The organism is Quadrisphaera sp. DVD1 (genome assembly GCF_058932755.1).
The window spans coordinates 1-14,258 of record NZ_JBZYWI010000008.1 but is presented as its reverse complement, the minus strand read 5'-3'; the positions used below and the strand labels follow the sequence as shown (position 1 = coordinate 14,258).

The 14,258-nt window shown below is 75.9% G+C and carries 14 protein-coding genes; 7 read left to right on the top strand and 7 right to left on the bottom strand.

What is annotated here, in order from left to right:
- Positions 1-765: a hypothetical protein gene (locus tag AC5FZL_RS01810; protein ID WP_493616857.1), complete on the bottom strand. Its 765-nt coding sequence runs from the start codon at positions 763-765 to the stop codon at positions 1-3.
- Between the two features lie 130 nt (positions 766-895).
- Here AC5FZL_RS01810 and AC5FZL_RS01805 point away from each other — a divergent pair, with 130 nt between their 5' ends.
- The 3 genes from AC5FZL_RS01805 to AC5FZL_RS01795 all read left to right on the top strand — a co-directional run bounded on the left by AC5FZL_RS01805 (position 896) and on the right by AC5FZL_RS01795 (position 4,704).
- Complete coding sequence (locus AC5FZL_RS01805) at positions 896-2,770, top strand: ABC transporter ATP-binding protein (RefSeq protein WP_493616856.1); 1,875 nt, start codon at positions 896-898, stop codon at positions 2,768-2,770.
- Positions 2,771-2,877: 107 nt separating this feature from the next.
- Positions 2,878-3,744 (top strand): HpcH/HpaI aldolase/citrate lyase family protein, encoded by an 867-nt coding sequence (locus tag AC5FZL_RS01800; protein WP_493616855.1) that lies wholly within the window; start codon positions 2,878-2,880, stop codon positions 3,742-3,744.
- A 114-nt stretch (positions 3,745-3,858) separates the two neighbouring features.
- Positions 3,859-4,704, top strand: coding sequence for a glycerophosphodiester phosphodiesterase (locus AC5FZL_RS01795; RefSeq protein WP_493616854.1), 846 nt, complete (start codon positions 3,859-3,861; stop codon positions 4,702-4,704).
- A gap of 15 nt (positions 4,705-4,719) precedes the next feature.
- Here AC5FZL_RS01795 and AC5FZL_RS01790 read toward each other — a convergent pair whose 3' ends face one another.
- Both AC5FZL_RS01790 and AC5FZL_RS01785 read right to left on the bottom strand, forming a co-directional pair.
- Positions 4,720-5,199: a hypothetical protein gene (locus AC5FZL_RS01790; RefSeq protein ID WP_493616853.1), complete on the bottom strand. Its 480-nt coding sequence runs from the start codon at positions 5,197-5,199 to the stop codon at positions 4,720-4,722.
- Between the two features lie 219 nt (positions 5,200-5,418).
- The gene (locus AC5FZL_RS01785) at positions 5,419-8,172 is read right to left on the bottom strand and encodes an endo-1,4-beta-xylanase (protein ID WP_493616852.1); all 2,754 of its coding nucleotides are present in this window, start codon (positions 8,170-8,172) and stop codon (positions 5,419-5,421) included.
- A gap of 215 nt (positions 8,173-8,387) precedes the next feature.
- Between AC5FZL_RS01785 and AC5FZL_RS01780 the strand changes: the two genes are divergently transcribed.
- The gene (locus tag AC5FZL_RS01780; protein WP_493616870.1) at positions 8,388-8,984 is read left to right on the top strand and encodes a YceI family protein; all 597 of its coding nucleotides are present in this window, start codon (positions 8,388-8,390) and stop codon (positions 8,982-8,984) included.
- Between the two features lie 7 nt (positions 8,985-8,991).
- Here AC5FZL_RS01780 and AC5FZL_RS01775 read toward each other — a convergent pair whose 3' ends face one another.
- The 3 genes from AC5FZL_RS01775 to AC5FZL_RS01765 all read right to left on the bottom strand — a co-directional run bounded on the left by AC5FZL_RS01775 (position 8,992) and on the right by AC5FZL_RS01765 (position 11,431).
- On the bottom strand, positions 8,992-9,366 hold the full coding sequence (locus AC5FZL_RS01775) for a hypothetical protein (RefSeq protein ID WP_493616851.1): 375 nt from the start codon (positions 9,364-9,366) through the stop codon (positions 8,992-8,994).
- A gap of 171 nt (positions 9,367-9,537) precedes the next feature.
- Positions 9,538-10,512 carry an SDR family oxidoreductase gene (locus AC5FZL_RS01770; protein WP_493616850.1) on the bottom strand — a complete coding sequence of 325 codons (975 nt, stop codon included), beginning with the start codon at positions 10,510-10,512 and terminating at the stop codon, positions 9,538-9,540.
- A 49-nt stretch (positions 10,513-10,561) separates the two neighbouring features.
- Positions 10,562-11,431: an aldo/keto reductase gene (locus AC5FZL_RS01765; RefSeq protein WP_493616849.1), complete on the bottom strand. Its 870-nt coding sequence runs from the start codon at positions 11,429-11,431 to the stop codon at positions 10,562-10,564.
- A gap of 137 nt (positions 11,432-11,568) precedes the next feature.
- On the opposite strand from AC5FZL_RS01765, the gene AC5FZL_RS01760 reads away from it, so the two are divergent.
- Positions 11,569-12,333, top strand: coding sequence for a metal-dependent hydrolase (locus AC5FZL_RS01760; protein ID WP_493616848.1), 765 nt, complete (start codon positions 11,569-11,571; stop codon positions 12,331-12,333).
- A 37-nt stretch (positions 12,334-12,370) separates the two neighbouring features.
- Here the strand turns inward: AC5FZL_RS01760 and AC5FZL_RS01755 are convergent, their stop codons facing one another.
- Positions 12,371-12,763: a hypothetical protein gene (locus tag AC5FZL_RS01755; RefSeq protein ID WP_493616847.1), complete on the bottom strand. Its 393-nt coding sequence runs from the start codon at positions 12,761-12,763 to the stop codon at positions 12,371-12,373.
- A gap of 83 nt (positions 12,764-12,846) precedes the next feature.
- Between AC5FZL_RS01755 and AC5FZL_RS01750 the strand changes: the two genes are divergently transcribed.
- Both AC5FZL_RS01750 and AC5FZL_RS01745 read left to right on the top strand, forming a co-directional pair.
- Complete coding sequence (locus tag AC5FZL_RS01750) at positions 12,847-13,707, top strand: alpha/beta fold hydrolase (RefSeq protein ID WP_493616846.1); 861 nt, start codon at positions 12,847-12,849, stop codon at positions 13,705-13,707.
- Positions 13,708-13,726: 19 nt separating this feature from the next.
- Positions 13,727-14,258: MFS transporter (locus AC5FZL_RS01745; protein ID WP_493616845.1), on the top strand; the 532-nt coding region annotated here is incomplete at its 3' end.

Here is a 14,258-nt window from a genome sequence, read left to right as displayed (position 1 = left end):
CTACGGGGCCGCCGGCGTCCTCTCGGGCGCCGGCTCCGCGGGCTCCTCGACCGTGCCGCCGCCCGCGCCACCGCCCGCGCCGCCCTCGTCCGCAGGGGGCCGCGTGCGGGCGGGCGCCGAGGGAGAGGCGGACCGGCTGCTGCTCGGGCCGGCGGTGGGGCGGCCGGACGGCGAGGAGGTCGCCGTGGCCGTCGGGCTGCTGGTGCGGGTGGCGGAGGCGCTCGGCGACGCCTCGGGGGTCTCCTCCGCGTCGGTGGGGCTCGCCGAGGGGTCGCCCGTCGGCGAGCCCGTCTCGGTGCTCGTGGGGGCCGGCGCGGTCGAGGAGGCCGGGGCCGGCGCACCCACGTTGCCGCTGCCGAGCTGGGTGAGCGTCGTCCCGCTGCTCGACTGGCCGGTCACCGCCGCCGAGACGGGCTTGCCGGCCACGGCCTCGGTGGCGCTGAGCAGCACCACGGCGATGGCGAAGATGATCCCCGCGGGCACGAGCAGGTGCTTCCAGGGCAGGCGGCGCAGGCGCTCGGCCAGGGGCAGCCGCACCGGGGCGACCTGCTTGACGCGGGTGGAGGCCACGGTGATCGACCGGCCGTAGAGCGCGGCCGCGACGCTGGAGATGATCGAGGCCACACCGGCGCCGATGAGCGTTCCGGCCACGCCCAGGTAGGAGCCGACCACGGCGCTGGTGATGGCGGCGGCCGCGCCGGCCACCGTCTGGGCCGGGTTGATCAGGGGCGTGCGGTCCGCCACGGGGGAGGACGGGGACGTCATGGCACCTCACAGGCCGAGCAGGGGAAGACCTCGAGCGTAAGCGCGGGGCCAGCGGCGCGCGCGGTCGCGGCGGCGGGAGGGCGACGGCGGGCCACCGATGAGTCCGGCCCGCCCCGCCGGTCTGGGGAGCATGAGCATGGAGATGACGGCCTGGTCGGCGCTGTACAACGCCGCCTACGGACAGCAGGACCGGCGCCCGTTCTCCCGGGCGACGCTGCACCGCGTGCTGTCCTTCGCCCGCCCCCACCGCGCGCGGATCGTGCGCTTCGTGCTCGTGGGCATCGTCGAGGCGGTGCTCACCGTGGCCACGCCGCTGCTGGCCGGGCGCGTGGTCAACGCGATCACCGCCGGGGACCCGCCCCGGGTCGTGGTGGGCCTGGCCGCGCTCATCGCGGCGATCGCCGTGGCCGAGGCGGGCGCGAGCCTGCTCAGCCGGTTCCTGTCCGCGAGCCTGGGCGAGGGCCTCATCCTCGACCTGCGCACCGCCGTCTACGACCACGTCCAGCGGATGCCGGTCGCCTTCTTCACCCGCACCCGCACCGGGGCGCTGGTCTCGCGGCTCAACAACGACGTCATCGGCGCCCAGCGGGCGTTCTCCGACACGCTCTCCGGCGTCGTGAGCAACACCGTCACCCTGCTCCTCACGCTCGGCGTGATGCTCTCGCTGTCCTGGCAGGTCACGGTGCTCTCGCTGCTCCTGCTCCCCCTGTTCCTGCTCCCGGCCCGGCGCATCGGCAGCCGGCTCGCGGCCCTGGAGCGCGAGGCGGCGCGGCACAACGCCGCGATGACCGACCAGACCACCGAGCGCTTCTCCGCCCCCGGCGCGACGCTCATCAAGCTCTTCGGGCGCCCCGAGCGCGAGTCGGCCGAGTTCGCGCAGCGGGCCCGCCGCGTCCGCGACATCGGGGTGCGCACCGCGATGGTGCAGTGGAGCTTCATCACCGCGCTGATGCTCGTCTCGGCGCTGGCCCTCGCCCTGGTCTACGGCCTCGGCGGCTACTACGCCCTCCGCGGCTCGCTCGACGCCGGCTCCGTCGTCGCCCTCGCGCTGCTGCTGACCCGCCTGTACGCGCCGGTGACCGCGCTGGCCAACGCCCGCGTCGACGTCATGTCCGCCCTGGTCAGCTTCGAGCGGGTCTTCGAGGTGCTCGACCTCGTGCCGCTCGTGCGCGAGGCCCCGGACGCGCGGGCCGTCCCGGACGGCCCGGTCTCGGTCGAGCTCGACGGCGTCACCTTCGCCTACCCCTCCGCCGACAAGGTGTCGCTCGCCTCGCTGGAGGACGTCGTCCAGCTCGACACCCGCGGCGGCGTCGACGTCCTGCACGACGTGTCCTTCCGGGCCGAGCCGGGGCAGGTGGTGGCGCTCGTCGGCTCCTCGGGCGCCGGCAAGTCGACCATCGCCTCGCTCCTCCCCCGGCTCTACGACGTGGACGCCGGCGCGGTGCGCCTGGGCGGGGTGGACGTGCGCGACCTCACCTTCGCGTCGATCCGCCAGACCGTGGGCGTGGTCACCCAGGACGGCCACCTGCTCCACGAGTCGCTGCGGGCCAACCTGCTCCTCGCCGCCCCCGAGGCCACCGACGCCGAGCTGCACGACGCCCTGGAGCGCGCCCGCCTCAGCGACGTGGTGGCGGAGCTGCCCGACGGCCTGGACACGGTCGTGGGAGAGCGCGGCTACCGCCTCTCCGGCGGGGAGCGCCAGCGCCTGACCATCGCGCGGCTGCTCCTGGCGCGGCCCCGCGTCGTGCTGCTCGACGAGGCCACCGCCCACCTGGACTCCACCTCCGAGGCGGCCGTGCAGGCCGCGCTGGACGAGGCGCTGGAGGGCCGCACGGCGATCGTCATCGCCCACCGGCTCTCCACGATCCGCTCGGCGGACTGCATCCTCGTGCTCGAGCACGGCCGGATCGTCGAGCGCGGCACCCACGCCGACCTGCTGGCCGCCGGGGGCCGCTACGCCGAGCTGCACCGCACCCAGTTCGCCCAGCCGGTGGGCAGCCGCTGAGGGCGGCGGGCGCGCGGGAGCCCACCTGGGGGATGATCGGCGGCGACCGCCGCCCGGCCCCCGTGCGGCACCCGTCTGCCGATGACCGCCAGCACGAGGAGATGCGGATGACCGCGACCCCTGGGACCACTGGGCCCCACGACACCAGCCCCGGCGCGCGCGCCGACATCGCGCGCTCGTGGCTGCTCGTCAACGCCGCCCGACCGGAGGGGTTCGACGCCGCGCGGCGCTCGCGCGCCGACCAGGTCGTGCTCGACGTCGAGGACGCGGTCGACCCCACGCACAAGGGCGCCGCGCGCGAGGACGTGCTGCGCTGGCTCGCCGCGGGCAACCACGCCTGGGTGCGGATCAACGACCACTCCACGCCGTTCTGGAAGGACGACGTCACCGAGCTCGCCGGCGCCCCCGGCCTGGACGGCGTGATGCTCGCCAAGACCGAGTCCGCCGAGCACGTGACCGAGACCTTCGACCGCCTCGGCGGGTCGCTGCCGGTGCTGCCGCTCATCGAGTCGGCCATCGGGATCGAGGAGGCCGTGTCCATCGCCCGGGCCCGCGGCGCCTTCCGCCTCGCCTTCGGCAGCGGCGACTACCGGCGCGACACCGGCACCAGCGCTGACGACCTGGCGATGGCCTACCCGCGCTCGCGCCTGGTCATCGCCAGCCGGATCGGCGGCCTGCCGGGCCCCATCGACGGCCCGACCGTCGGCACGAGCCACTCCGTGCTGCGCGAGCAGTCGGCCATGACGGTCGCGCTCGGCCTGACCGGCAAGCTGTGCCTGCAGATCGAGCAGGTCCCGGTGATCAACGAGGTGATCAGCCCCACCCCCTCGGACGTGACCTGGGCGCGCGACTTCCTCGCCGACTTCGAGGCCAACGGCCGGGTCATCCGCGACGGCAGCGACCTGCCGCGCCTGGCCCGCGCCCGCAAGATCGAGCACCTCGCGACGGCGTTCGGGGTGCAGCCGGCGTCCTGAGCCGGCGTGGGCGCGGCGGAGGCACCCGTCCGCCGGGTTCCGTTATCACGGACCGGGACGGAAAGGTGGGGCTCGGGGCTACGGATCGGGCGGCGGGCGACCGATGCACCCGGAGTGGACGCAGCGCCAGGCCCTCGGCCGTTCTTCGGGTCCCACGGCCCCGTCGTCGTCGGGCACCGGGGCACCGGGCCGGGCGCGACCCCGCTCGGCTACCGCGAGAACACCGTGCCCGCCTTCGCGCTGGCCGTGCGCCGCGGCGCCGCGTGGGTGGAGTGCGACGCGCAGGCCACCGCCGACGGCGTGCTCGTGCTGCGCCACGACACCGCCGGCGACGGCCTGGTCGTCGGAGAGCACCCGCGCTCGGCGCTGGCCACCCAGGCGCTCGACGGGCTCGCCGAGCTGCACGCGGTGCTGCCCGCCGACGTGGGCGTCGACGTCGAGGTCAAGGTCGGCGTGCCGGACGCCGACGGCCACGACCCCTCCACCGCCGCCGTCGTGGCGTTCGTCGCCGCCCACCGCGACGAGCGCCCGTGGCTGGTCTCGTCCTTCGACCCCACGGTGGTGCTCGCCACCCGGGCCGCGGGGCTGCCCGCGGGCTGGCTGACCGGCGAGGGCATCGGGCTGCACGAATCGGTCGCGGCCGGCGTCCGCCTCGGGGCCCAGGTCGCCTGCGTGCACGCGGCCGCGGTGCTCTCCACGCGCACCACGACGCTGCCCGTGGCGGGGGCGCTGCGCCTGGCCCGCCAGCACGGGCTGGCGCTGATGGCCTGGGGGGCGAGCGCGCGGCAGGTCCCCGCCCTCGCCGACGCGGGCGTCGGCGCCGTCTGCGTCGACGACGTCGCCGGGGCCGTCAGCGCCCTGGCCACCTCCCAGCTGCCGCGCCCGCGGCGCGCCCCCCTCGCCGCCGGCCCCGCCGCGGTCTCCGCCGCGGTCTCCCTCCTCCCGGCGGCCGCGCGCTGAGCGCTCCTCGCCGGCTCAGCGCCAGGCGTAGACGCGCCCTCCCTCGGTGATCGCCTTCCAGGCTCGGTCGCCGTCGGGGCAGGTGCTGATCGCGCTGCGCACCGTCAGCGGCCAGGAGCCGCCGCCGTCCCAGGGCTGGCTGTAGGCGGCGTCCCCGGTGCAGCTCTGCGGGAGGGCCCAGCCCGCCGGCACCGCGGCGTCGACCTTGCGCAGGGTCGGGTCCACGTCGGCGTCCGGGCCCGGGCGCACCACGGTGACGTCGGTGGTGCCCGCGGGCAGCCAGGCGGGCAGGGTGCCCGCGGGAGCGTCTGCGAGGACGTCGTAGCGGGCGGTGTCGGTCCTGCCGCCCAGCTCGCCGGCCCAGGCGCCGAGCGACGTCCCGGTGGCCGCGGGGACGCCGACGACCACCGCGGCCCCGGCGACCGCCGCTCCTGCCGCGAGCCTCAGCGCGGTGCGGGCGCGGACGGGTGCGCGGCTGCTGGTGGTGCTGGTCATGGGGGCTCCTCCGAGGTGGGGCGCTCCGTCGTCGCGACGGCTGCTGCCATCCCACCGGCGGAGCGCCGGGCCCGCGTCGTCCCGGACGGCGATCTGCCCGCTCCCGCGCTCCTCCCCCGGGCTGAGGCCCCAGCGACGGCGGGATGACGCAGCAGGCCCCGCCCACCCGGGGGGAGGTGGACGGGGCCTGCCGGGCGCCGCGGGGACGCCGTCAGGGGGTCAGCGGACGCTGCTGACCGTCGTGCTCCTGTTGTCGGCCGTGTCCGCGTCGTAGCTCGTCGACTGGACGCCGCCGAGGGCGGTGACGGAGCTGCCCGCCTTCGGTGCCTTGCCGGTGACGGTGAAGGTCAGCGACTGCCCCGGCGCCAGGCTCGGCGCCTTCCAGGTGAAGCCCTTCACCGACTTCCCGTCGACCACGACGGTGCCGGTGCCGCCCTTCGGGCTGGCCTTGCTGCCCGAGAGGGTGTCGGTGCCCAGCGCGGCGAGCAGGCCGGTGGCGGTGCCCTCGCCGTGGTTGGTCACCGTGAGGGTGTAGGTCACCTGGCTGCCCGCCCTGGCGGTGGCCGGCCCGGTCACGACGGCGGCGAGGTCGCTGGTGACGACCACGACGTCGAAGGTGGCGGGCTTGGCCCGGTTGCCCGCGGCGTCGACGGCGGTGCAGGTCACCGTCGTGGTGCCGATCGGGAAGAGCGACCCGGAGGCGTGGTCGCAGGTCGCCCTCACGAGGCCGTCGCGGGTGTCGCGGGCCTCGGGCAGGTCGAAGGCGACCTTGGCGCCCTGGGCGCTGGTGGCGGTGGCCGTCACGGCCGGCTGGCCCAGGACCCGGGGGGCGAGCTGGTCGGCCGGGCGCGGGGCGAGCTGGCTCGGGTCGACGATGCCCCAGTAGGCCGGCGTCACCTGCAGGTCGTCGTCGAAGGGCAGCGGGGCCTCCCACGGGCGGGCGGCCGGCCACGTGCGCAGCCAGCTGCGGGAGTTGTTGAGACCCCAGAAGGTCACCGACTCGATGGAGTCGGAGTGGCTGCGGAGGACCTCGAACAGGTCGCGGTAGTAGTACCCGTTCTCCGTCTCCGACTCCGCCTGATCCGTCATGCCCGGGCGGTGCTGCGGGGTGCCCGGGCCGCTGACGTCGGCGCCGAAGTTCTCCGCCGAGGTGCTGATGTCCAGCTCGGTGATGACCTGGAGCAGCGGCTTGCCGTTCGACCGGCCGAGCTCCTCCACCGCGGTGAGGGAGTCGTCGAGCCACTGCACGGGCCGGGCGAAGTCCATGTGCGCCTGGTGGCCCACGCCGTCGATCGGCACGCCGCGGTCCTGGAGGGCGTCGACGAGCTCGAGGTAGTCGGCCCGCTTCTCCGGGAACTCGGAGTTGTAGTCGTTGATGAACAGCTTCTGCTGCGGGAAGTACCGGTCCGCCGAGCGGAAGGCGTCGTCGACGAACTGCTCGCCCAGCACCTGGAACCAGCGGCTGTCGCGCATGTCGTGCGGGTTGGCGTTGTCGCCGTCGTTGATGACCTCGTTGGCGACGTCGATCGCCCAGATCGGGCTGTTCCCGTCCGGGTAGCGCGCGTCGACGTGGTCGGCGATGGCCTTGATGTGGGTGTCCAGGCGCTGGCGCAGCAGCGCCTGGTCCGCCGGGCTGCTCGTCAGGTCGCGGGTGCCGTCCTTGAAGAACCAGGCCGGGGTCTGGGAGTGCCAGGCCAGCACGTGGTAGTAGACCTGCGTGCCGTTCGCGTCGGCGAAGTCGAGCAGCCGGTCGAGGTTGGTGAAGTCGAAGGTGCCCTCGGTGGGCTGGACGACCTCCGGCTTCCCGTCGTTCTCGGGCGTGAAGGCGTTGAAGTGCTTGAGGAAGAGCTGCGAGGGGCGACCGACGGTCTCGCGGGAGTCGATGGCGGCCCCCACGTGCTCGAAGCCCTGGGCTCCGAGGACGTCCTCGAGGGCCGGGACGTCCTGGATCGGGGTCTGGGTGGACCCGGCCACGGAGACGTCGTCGATGAGGAAGCTGACGCCGGCGGCGCCCTCGACGTAGAGCTGCGCCTCGTCGACCGGCGCGCCGAGCGTGTAGGTGCCCTTGAGCTGGGTCCACGCGCCGGAGGTGACGACGCCGCTGGCGCCGGAGACGCCCTCGTAGACGGTGCTCGTGCCGGCGCGGTCGCGCTGCACGGAGGCCTGCAGGGACGCGGAGGTCGCGGACTGGCCGGGGGCGAGCTTGGCCCAGAACGAGACCTGCACCGTCTGGCCGACCGCGACGTTCTTCGTGATGTCGAGGGTCGGGCCCTGCCAGCTCTGCAGGCGGTTGGTCGTGAGCAGGGCGGTGGTGCCGGCGTGCTGGTCCGAGGTGGTGAGCTCGACCTTCGCGTCGCCGCGCGGGCCCCAGCCCTGCAGGCCGCTCTCGAAGTCGGTGGCGACGGGCGCGGCGGTGCCGGGCTGCGTCGGCGCCGAGGCCTCCCCCACGATCTTCACGTCGTCGAGGTAGAAGTCCTGGGTCTTGTCGGGGCTCTCCAGGTACAGCTCCAGCCCGCTGTTCGCGGTGGCGAAGGTGTACCGGCCGCTGAGCCTCGTCCAGCCGGCGTCGGAGACGGCGACCTGGTAGGCGATCGAGTCGTAGGAGGTGGTGCCGCCGCTGGGCGTGCGGGCCACGCTCATCGTGACCTGGTCCGCGCCCGAGCCCGAGGGCAGCTTGACCCACGCCTCGATGTCGTACGTGCCCGCGGGCATGATCGTGCCGGCGTTCAGCGCGGGGCCGTGCCAGGCGTCGGTGCGACCGGTGGCCAGCAGGCTCGCCGCCCCGGTGTGCGCCTCGGCGGTGCTCGTGGCGACCTTGGCGGTGCCGCGGCCGAACCAGCCCTGCGTGCCCGACTCGAAGCCGGCCTCGTGCACGGTGGAGGGCGCGGCGAGCGCGCCGGGCGCTGCCACCAGGCCCATCGACCCCACCACACCGGCGATCACGGCACCGGCTCCCAGACGTCGTCGTCTCATGCTGTGCTCTCTCCTCAGGAGGGGCCCCGCGCCACGTCGCCCGGGCGGACCGATCGCGTCTCGGAAGTTTCCGAGACGCGATGCGACGCAGTGAAGCACCGCACCGGCCGCCGGTCAACGGGGTCCGGCGAGTCGGCCGGGCGCACCGGTCGTGCCGTGCGGGAGCCCGTCCGCCAGGATGGGGTGGTGAGCGCACTGAGGAAGGTCGGTTGACCGTGGCCAGGCACCGGGCGGACGACGCCAGCGACGACTTCGACGCGGCCACCAGCGCCCTCGCGGACGTCAGCGGCGACTACACCGTCGACCCCGCCCACACGAGGATCGGGTTCCGCGCCCGGCACGCGATGGTGACCACCATCCGGGGCTCGTTCCAGGAGTTCGAGGGCCGGGCGCACCTCGACGTGGCCGACCCGGGCGCCAGCAGCGTCCAGCTGCGCATCTCCACGGCCAGCGTGGACACCGGCCAGGCCGACCGCGACGGCCACCTGCGCTCACCGGACTTCTTCGACGTCGAGAACCACCCCGACATCCGGTTCTCCTCGACGGAGGTGCAGCAGGTCGAGGAGGACGTCTTCCGCGTCACCGGCGACCTGACCATCAAGGACGTGACGCGGCCCGCGACCGTCGACTTCACGCTCACCGGGTCGGCCCAGGACCCGTTCGGCAACACCCGGGTGGGCTTCGAGGGCAGCCTCGTGGTCCGGCGGGCCGAGTGGGGCCTGACCTGGAACACCCCGCTGGACACCGGCGGGGTCCTCGTCAGCGACAAGGTGCAGATCGAGTTCGACGTCTCCGTGGTGCGCAGCGCCTGAGGGCTCCTCAGACCCGGGAGGCGGCCGCGAGGATGTCGCCGCGGTCGAGCTCGAGGAGCAGGTCGAGCAGGTCGTCGACGGTCAGCGCCGGGCCGGCCCGCTCCTCCAGGGCCTCGGCCGGCAGCGCACCGACCGGCACGCCGCGGCCGGACAGCCCCGAGACGATCCGCTCGCTGGCGTGCTTGGTCACTAGCGACGCGCAGCGCGGGCAGGTGAACTGGTAGAAGCTGCGCTCCGCGTCGCTGGCGCAGACGACGAGGGCGAAGTCGCAGGCCTCGAGCTCGAGCTGCCCGCACACGGGGCACGAACAGGTGATCGTGGGACGGCGCTGGGCGGGCGGCACGGGTCCTGGCGTGGACGTCGGTGGCTGGCGCTCGGGCACGGTGCCTCCTGAGGTCGCGCGTCGCCGCCGGGCCCGCGAGGTGCGACTGCGCGGACGAGACGGCCGGTCAGGGCGCGAACGCTAGCCGCACCGGGGCCCTCTCCGCGGCCACCACGCCGAACCCGGCCGACGCCGCGGTGCGGCGGGGCCGGCGACGACCCCGGCCAGGCGTCAGCGGGCGAGGCGCGCCCGCAGGGCCAGCAGCGCCTCCCCGGGGCGCACGAACCGCTCGGCCAGCGCCGTGAAGGGGCTGTGCCGCACGAGCTGGGTGGCGTGGTCGCCGTGCACCTGGCCGGGCCCGGGGGTCGGCGCGTCCAGGATGTCCGTGCCGTTGTCCGGGCGGTCGGTGGTCTGCAGCCGCCGGCCCACGAGGCTCAGCACGACGTCGGTCAGCGCGGGGCTGAAGCGCTGCCCCAGCACGAAGCCGAGCGCGGCGCCCCCGACGGCCACCTCGCGGCGGGGGGAGTGCGACGCGTGCACGATCGCGTCGGCGACGAGCTCCGGGGCGTAGACCGGCGGCGGCGGCTTGGTCATCACGCCCGTGAGGTTGCGCGAGTGCTCCCAGAACGGCGTCCCGATGCTCGCCGGCAGGATCGTGCTCACCGCCACGGGCGCGCCGTCCTCGGCCAGCTCCATCCGCAGCGCGTCGTAGAACGAGCGCAGCGCGAACTTCGACGCCGTGTACGGCGCGTGCAGGGGCAGCGAGCGCACGCCCTCGACCGAGGCGACCCCGATGAGCACGCCGCCGGAGCGCCGCAGCGACGGCAGCGCCGCCTTGCTCGCGGCCACGTGGCCGAGGAAGTTGACCTCCATCACGCGGCGGAAGTCCGACAGCGGGGTCTGCTCCACGGTGCCGTAGACGCTCACCGCCGCGTCGTTCACCCAGGTGTCGATCCGCCCGAACGCGCCCTCCGCGGCGGCGACGAGCGCCGCCAGCGAGGCGGGGTCGGTGATGTCGGCGGTCACGGCGAGGGCCCGCTGCCCCTCGGCCGTGATCTCGGCCACGAGGGCGTCGAGGGCCTCGCGGCCCCGGGAGGCGCACACCACCGCCGCCCCCTGCTCGGCGAAGGCCAGCGCCGTGGCGCGACCGATCCCGCTGGAGGCCCCGAGGACCACGACGACCTGCTCGCTCACGGGCTTCGGCATGCCTGGGAGTACCCGTGCCGTCACGGACGAAACCGGCGCGCCGGGGCCGTCAGCCGGGGCCCAGCCGGTCGAGCTCGGCCAGCACGTCGGCGTCCAGCACCAGGTCGGCCGCCGCGAGGTTCTCCTCGAGGTGCGCGACCGAGCTGGTGCCCGGGATGGGCACGAGCACCGGCGAGCGGTGCAGGAGCCACGCCAGCGCGAGCTGGGTGCGCGTGGCCCCGGACCGCTCGGCGAGCGCGGTGACCCGCTCGTCGGCCGCGAGCCGGCTGCCCCCGGCCGGGGAGGCGCCGAGGGGGAAGAACGGCAGGAACGGGATGCCCGCGGACTCGCACCGCTCGAGCAGGTCCTCGTGGGTGCGGTCCAGCACGCTGTAGGCGTTGGAGACCGTGGCCACCGGCGTGCGGGCCAGGGCGGCGTCCAGCTGCTGCGCGCTGACGTTCGACAGGCCCACCCGCTGCACCAGCCCCGCCTCGACCAGGTCGAGCATGCCGTCGAGGGCCTCCTCGAACGCCACTCCCCCGCCCTCCATCCACCGCAGGTGGGCGACCGGGACGCTGTCCACCCGCAGGAGGCGCAGGTCGCGCTCCGCGCCGGCGCGCAGCTCCTCGGGGCGCAGCGCGGGGCGCCAGGAGGCGTCGGGGCCCCGGGCGCCGCCGAGCTTGGTGATCACCACGAGGTCGTCGGGGTAGGGGTGCAGCGCCTCGGCGAGGATCTCGTCGGCGACGTCGGGGCCGTAGTACCAGGCGGTGTCGACGACCCGGACGCCGAGCTCGACGGCGCGCCGCAGCACCGCGACCGCCTCGGCGCGGTCGGCCGGCGGCCCGAAGATCCCCGGACCGGTCAGCCGCATGGTGCCGTACCCCAGCCGGGGCACCGCGCGGTCGGCCAGGGTGGTCGTGCCTGCTGCGTCCAGAGCCATGTCGGCCATGCTCACACCGCCGGTGCGGCACCGATCCCGCGGGGTCGGCGCGGCGGCGCGGCGGTCGCCGGCCCGGCGTCCTAGCGTGGCGGCACGCCGGGAGCTCCGGCGCCGAGCCGACGCCAGGAGGTGCGCCCGTGCTGGGCCACTCGCACGCCATGTCGGGACTGGCCGCAGGAGCGGCGACCCTGCCGTGGGCCCCCCTCACGGGCCTGCCCGAGCAGGTGGCCTGGGTGGCCGCCTGGGGCGGCTTCGCGATGCTGCCCGACCTCGACCAGGGCGGGCTGCACTGGCGCGGGGCGATGCCGAAGCTCTCCGGGTCGACCGTGGCGCGCATGTGGGGGCCGATCACGACGTCCTTCGCCGGCCTGGTCTCCACCGTCGCCCGCGGGCACCGCAACGGCACCCACGACGTGCTCCTCGCGCCGGTGGTCTTCGGGCTGCTCGCCGTGCTCGCGGCGCGCAACCCCTGGAGCTCCCTGGTGCTGCTCGCCCTGGCCATCGGCCTGGCGCTGCAGGCCCTGCACGTGGTGATCCCCGGCAAGGTGGAGTCCACGGTGGTGGGCAACCTGGTGCTCTCCTTCGCCGGGGCCTGGTGGGTCACCGGCACCGCGAGCACCGCCCTGGAGTGGCTGCCGTGGGCCGTCGCCGGCGGCGTCGTCACCCACATCCTCGGCGACTGGCTGACGGTGGGCGGCGTGCCGATCCCGCTCACCTGGCTCGACGGCTCCCCCGTGCGGGTCGCCGCGGGCCTCTTCCGCACCGGCGCGGGCGTGGAGCGCCTGGTCGCCGCGGCCTTCACGGCGGCGGCGGTCGTCCTCGTCTACCAGCGCACGCCGCTGCACGACCTGCTGGCCCCGCTGCTCGACCCGGTGCTCGCGCCCGTCCTCGCCGCGGGCTGAGAGCGGCCCGAGCGGCACGACCCTGCGCCTGCGCCGCTCAGGTGCGGCGGGGACGCACCCGGGTGCTGCCCGACAGCCCCGCCACCAGCGCCGTGGCGATGCCGGCGAGCACCGGCAGACCACCGAAGACCGCCAGGTCGACCGTCGCTCCCGTGCTCAGGCCGAAGATCGCCGTCAGCCCCCCGGCGAAGACGAGCGCGGAGGCCACCCGGGAGAGCACGAGGGCTCCGCGGGCCCGGGCGAGCACGACGGCCGCGGCCAGGAGGCCCGCGGCGGCGCCGACGAGGAGCAGCGCACCGACGAAGCGGTCCTGGCCCTGCTCGGCGAGGCCGACCACGAGCGCGCCGAGCGCGCCCACGAGGAGGGCGACGAGCGCCCACAGCAGGCCCAGGGAGCGAGGGGGAGCCGCCGGGGCCGAGCGGTCGGGCACGCGGGAAGGCTAGCGCGCGGGGCCCGGCGCCGTCAGCCCTCGCCAGCGGCGTTTCCGCCGCCGGGCGCCGGGCAGGAGGAGGCGTGGACTCCTGCCTCACCTCGCTGCAGCGCTCCGGCCTCACCTTCCGCGTGCGCGACGCCGGGCCGGCGACCGGGCCGGTCGTGGTGTGCCTGCACGGCTTCCCCCAGGACGGCAGCGCGTTCGACGCCGTGGTGCCGCCCCTGGTGGCCGCGGGCGCGCGCGTGCTGGTCCCGGACCAGCGCGGGTACTCCCCCGGCGCCCGCCCGGCCGGGCGGGCGGCCTACCGGGTCGAGGAGCTGGTCGACGACGTGCTGGCGCTGCTCGACGCGGCCGGCGCGGCGTCCGCGCACGTCGTGGGCCACGACTGGGGCGGCGTCGTGGCCTGGGCGCTGGCGGCGCGGGCGCCGGACCGGGTCAGCGCCCTGACGGTCCTGGGCACGCCGCACCCGGCCGCCCTGCGGGCGGCGCTCCCCCGCAGCAGCCAGGCGCTGCGCTCGGCGTACGTCGCCGCGTTCCAGGTGCCGCGCCTCCCCGAGGCGGTGCTCACCGCGCGCGGTGGCGCCCTGCTGCGCTCGGCCCTGCGGCGCAGCGGCCTGCCGCCGGAGCACGTCGAGCGGTACACGGCGCGGATGCTCGAGCCAGGGGCCCTGACCGCCGCGCTGGCCTGGTACCGGGCCGTCGTGCTGCGGCCGGCGTCACCGCTCGGCGGCACCGGCGCGGTGGCCGTGCCGACGACCCTGCTGGAGGCGACCCGCGACCCCTCCTTCGCCCCGGCCGCGGTGCGGGACACCGCCCGCCACGTCACCGCCGACTTCACCCGGCGCCCGCTGCCGCGCGGTCACTGGCTGCCCGAGACGGTGCCGGAGGAGGTCGTCCGAGCCGTGCTGGAGCGCCTGGGCCCAGCGGGCAGAGTTGCCTGAGGCCACTACCTTTGAACCAGTGCACCTGCTGAGCCCGTCCCGGTCGCTCGCAGCCGGCGGCCGCGCGGCCACGTCCCCCGCCCAGGCCGCCCTGCGCCGCCAGCGGCTGGCCGTGTGCCTGCTCTTCGCCCTCATGGGCACCACGACCGGCAGCTGGGCGGCGCGCGTTCCCGACGTGCGCGCCCGGGTCTCCCTGGACGACGCGGGCTGGGGCCTGGCGAACACGGCGTCGAGGGCGGGCTCGCTCATCTACCTCGTGCTCGTGACCGCGCTCATCGGGCGGGTGGGGCCGCGGCGGCTGACCGCCGTCGCCGCCCCGCTCATGCTGCTCAACGCCCCGCTCATGGCGCTCTCGACCCACCCGGCCCCCCTGGTGGCCGGCCTGCTCGTGCAGGGGTTCTCCGCGAACCTGCTCTCCACGCCGATGAACGCCCAGGCCGTGCAGGTCGAGCGCGCGGCCCGGCGCCGGATCATGTCGAGCTTCCACGCCTGCTTCAGCGTCGGCCAGCTCACCGGCGGGCTGCTCGGCGTGGTCGCGGCGCGCACCGGCC

Coding starts and splice junctions, on each gene's coding strand:
- AC5FZL_RS01810 (WP_493616857.1), bottom strand. CDS start 765: ATGACGTCCCCGTCCTCCCCCGTGGCGGACCGCACGCCCCTGATCAAC.
- AC5FZL_RS01805 (WP_493616856.1), top strand. CDS start 896: ATGAGCATGGAGATGACGGCCTGGTCGGCGCTGTACAACGCCGCCTAC.
- AC5FZL_RS01800 (WP_493616855.1), top strand. CDS start 2,878: ATGACCGCGACCCCTGGGACCACTGGGCCCCACGACACCAGCCCCGGC.
- AC5FZL_RS01790 (WP_493616853.1), bottom strand. CDS start 5,199: ATGACCAGCACCACCAGCAGCCGCGCACCCGTCCGCGCCCGCACCGCG.
- AC5FZL_RS01785 (WP_493616852.1), bottom strand. CDS start 8,172: ATGAGACGACGACGTCTGGGAGCCGGTGCCGTGATCGCCGGTGTGGTG.
- AC5FZL_RS01770 (WP_493616850.1), bottom strand. CDS start 10,512: ATGCCGAAGCCCGTGAGCGAGCAGGTCGTCGTGGTCCTCGGGGCCTCC.
- AC5FZL_RS01765 (WP_493616849.1), bottom strand. CDS start 11,431: ATGGCTCTGGACGCAGCAGGCACGACCACCCTGGCCGACCGCGCGGTG.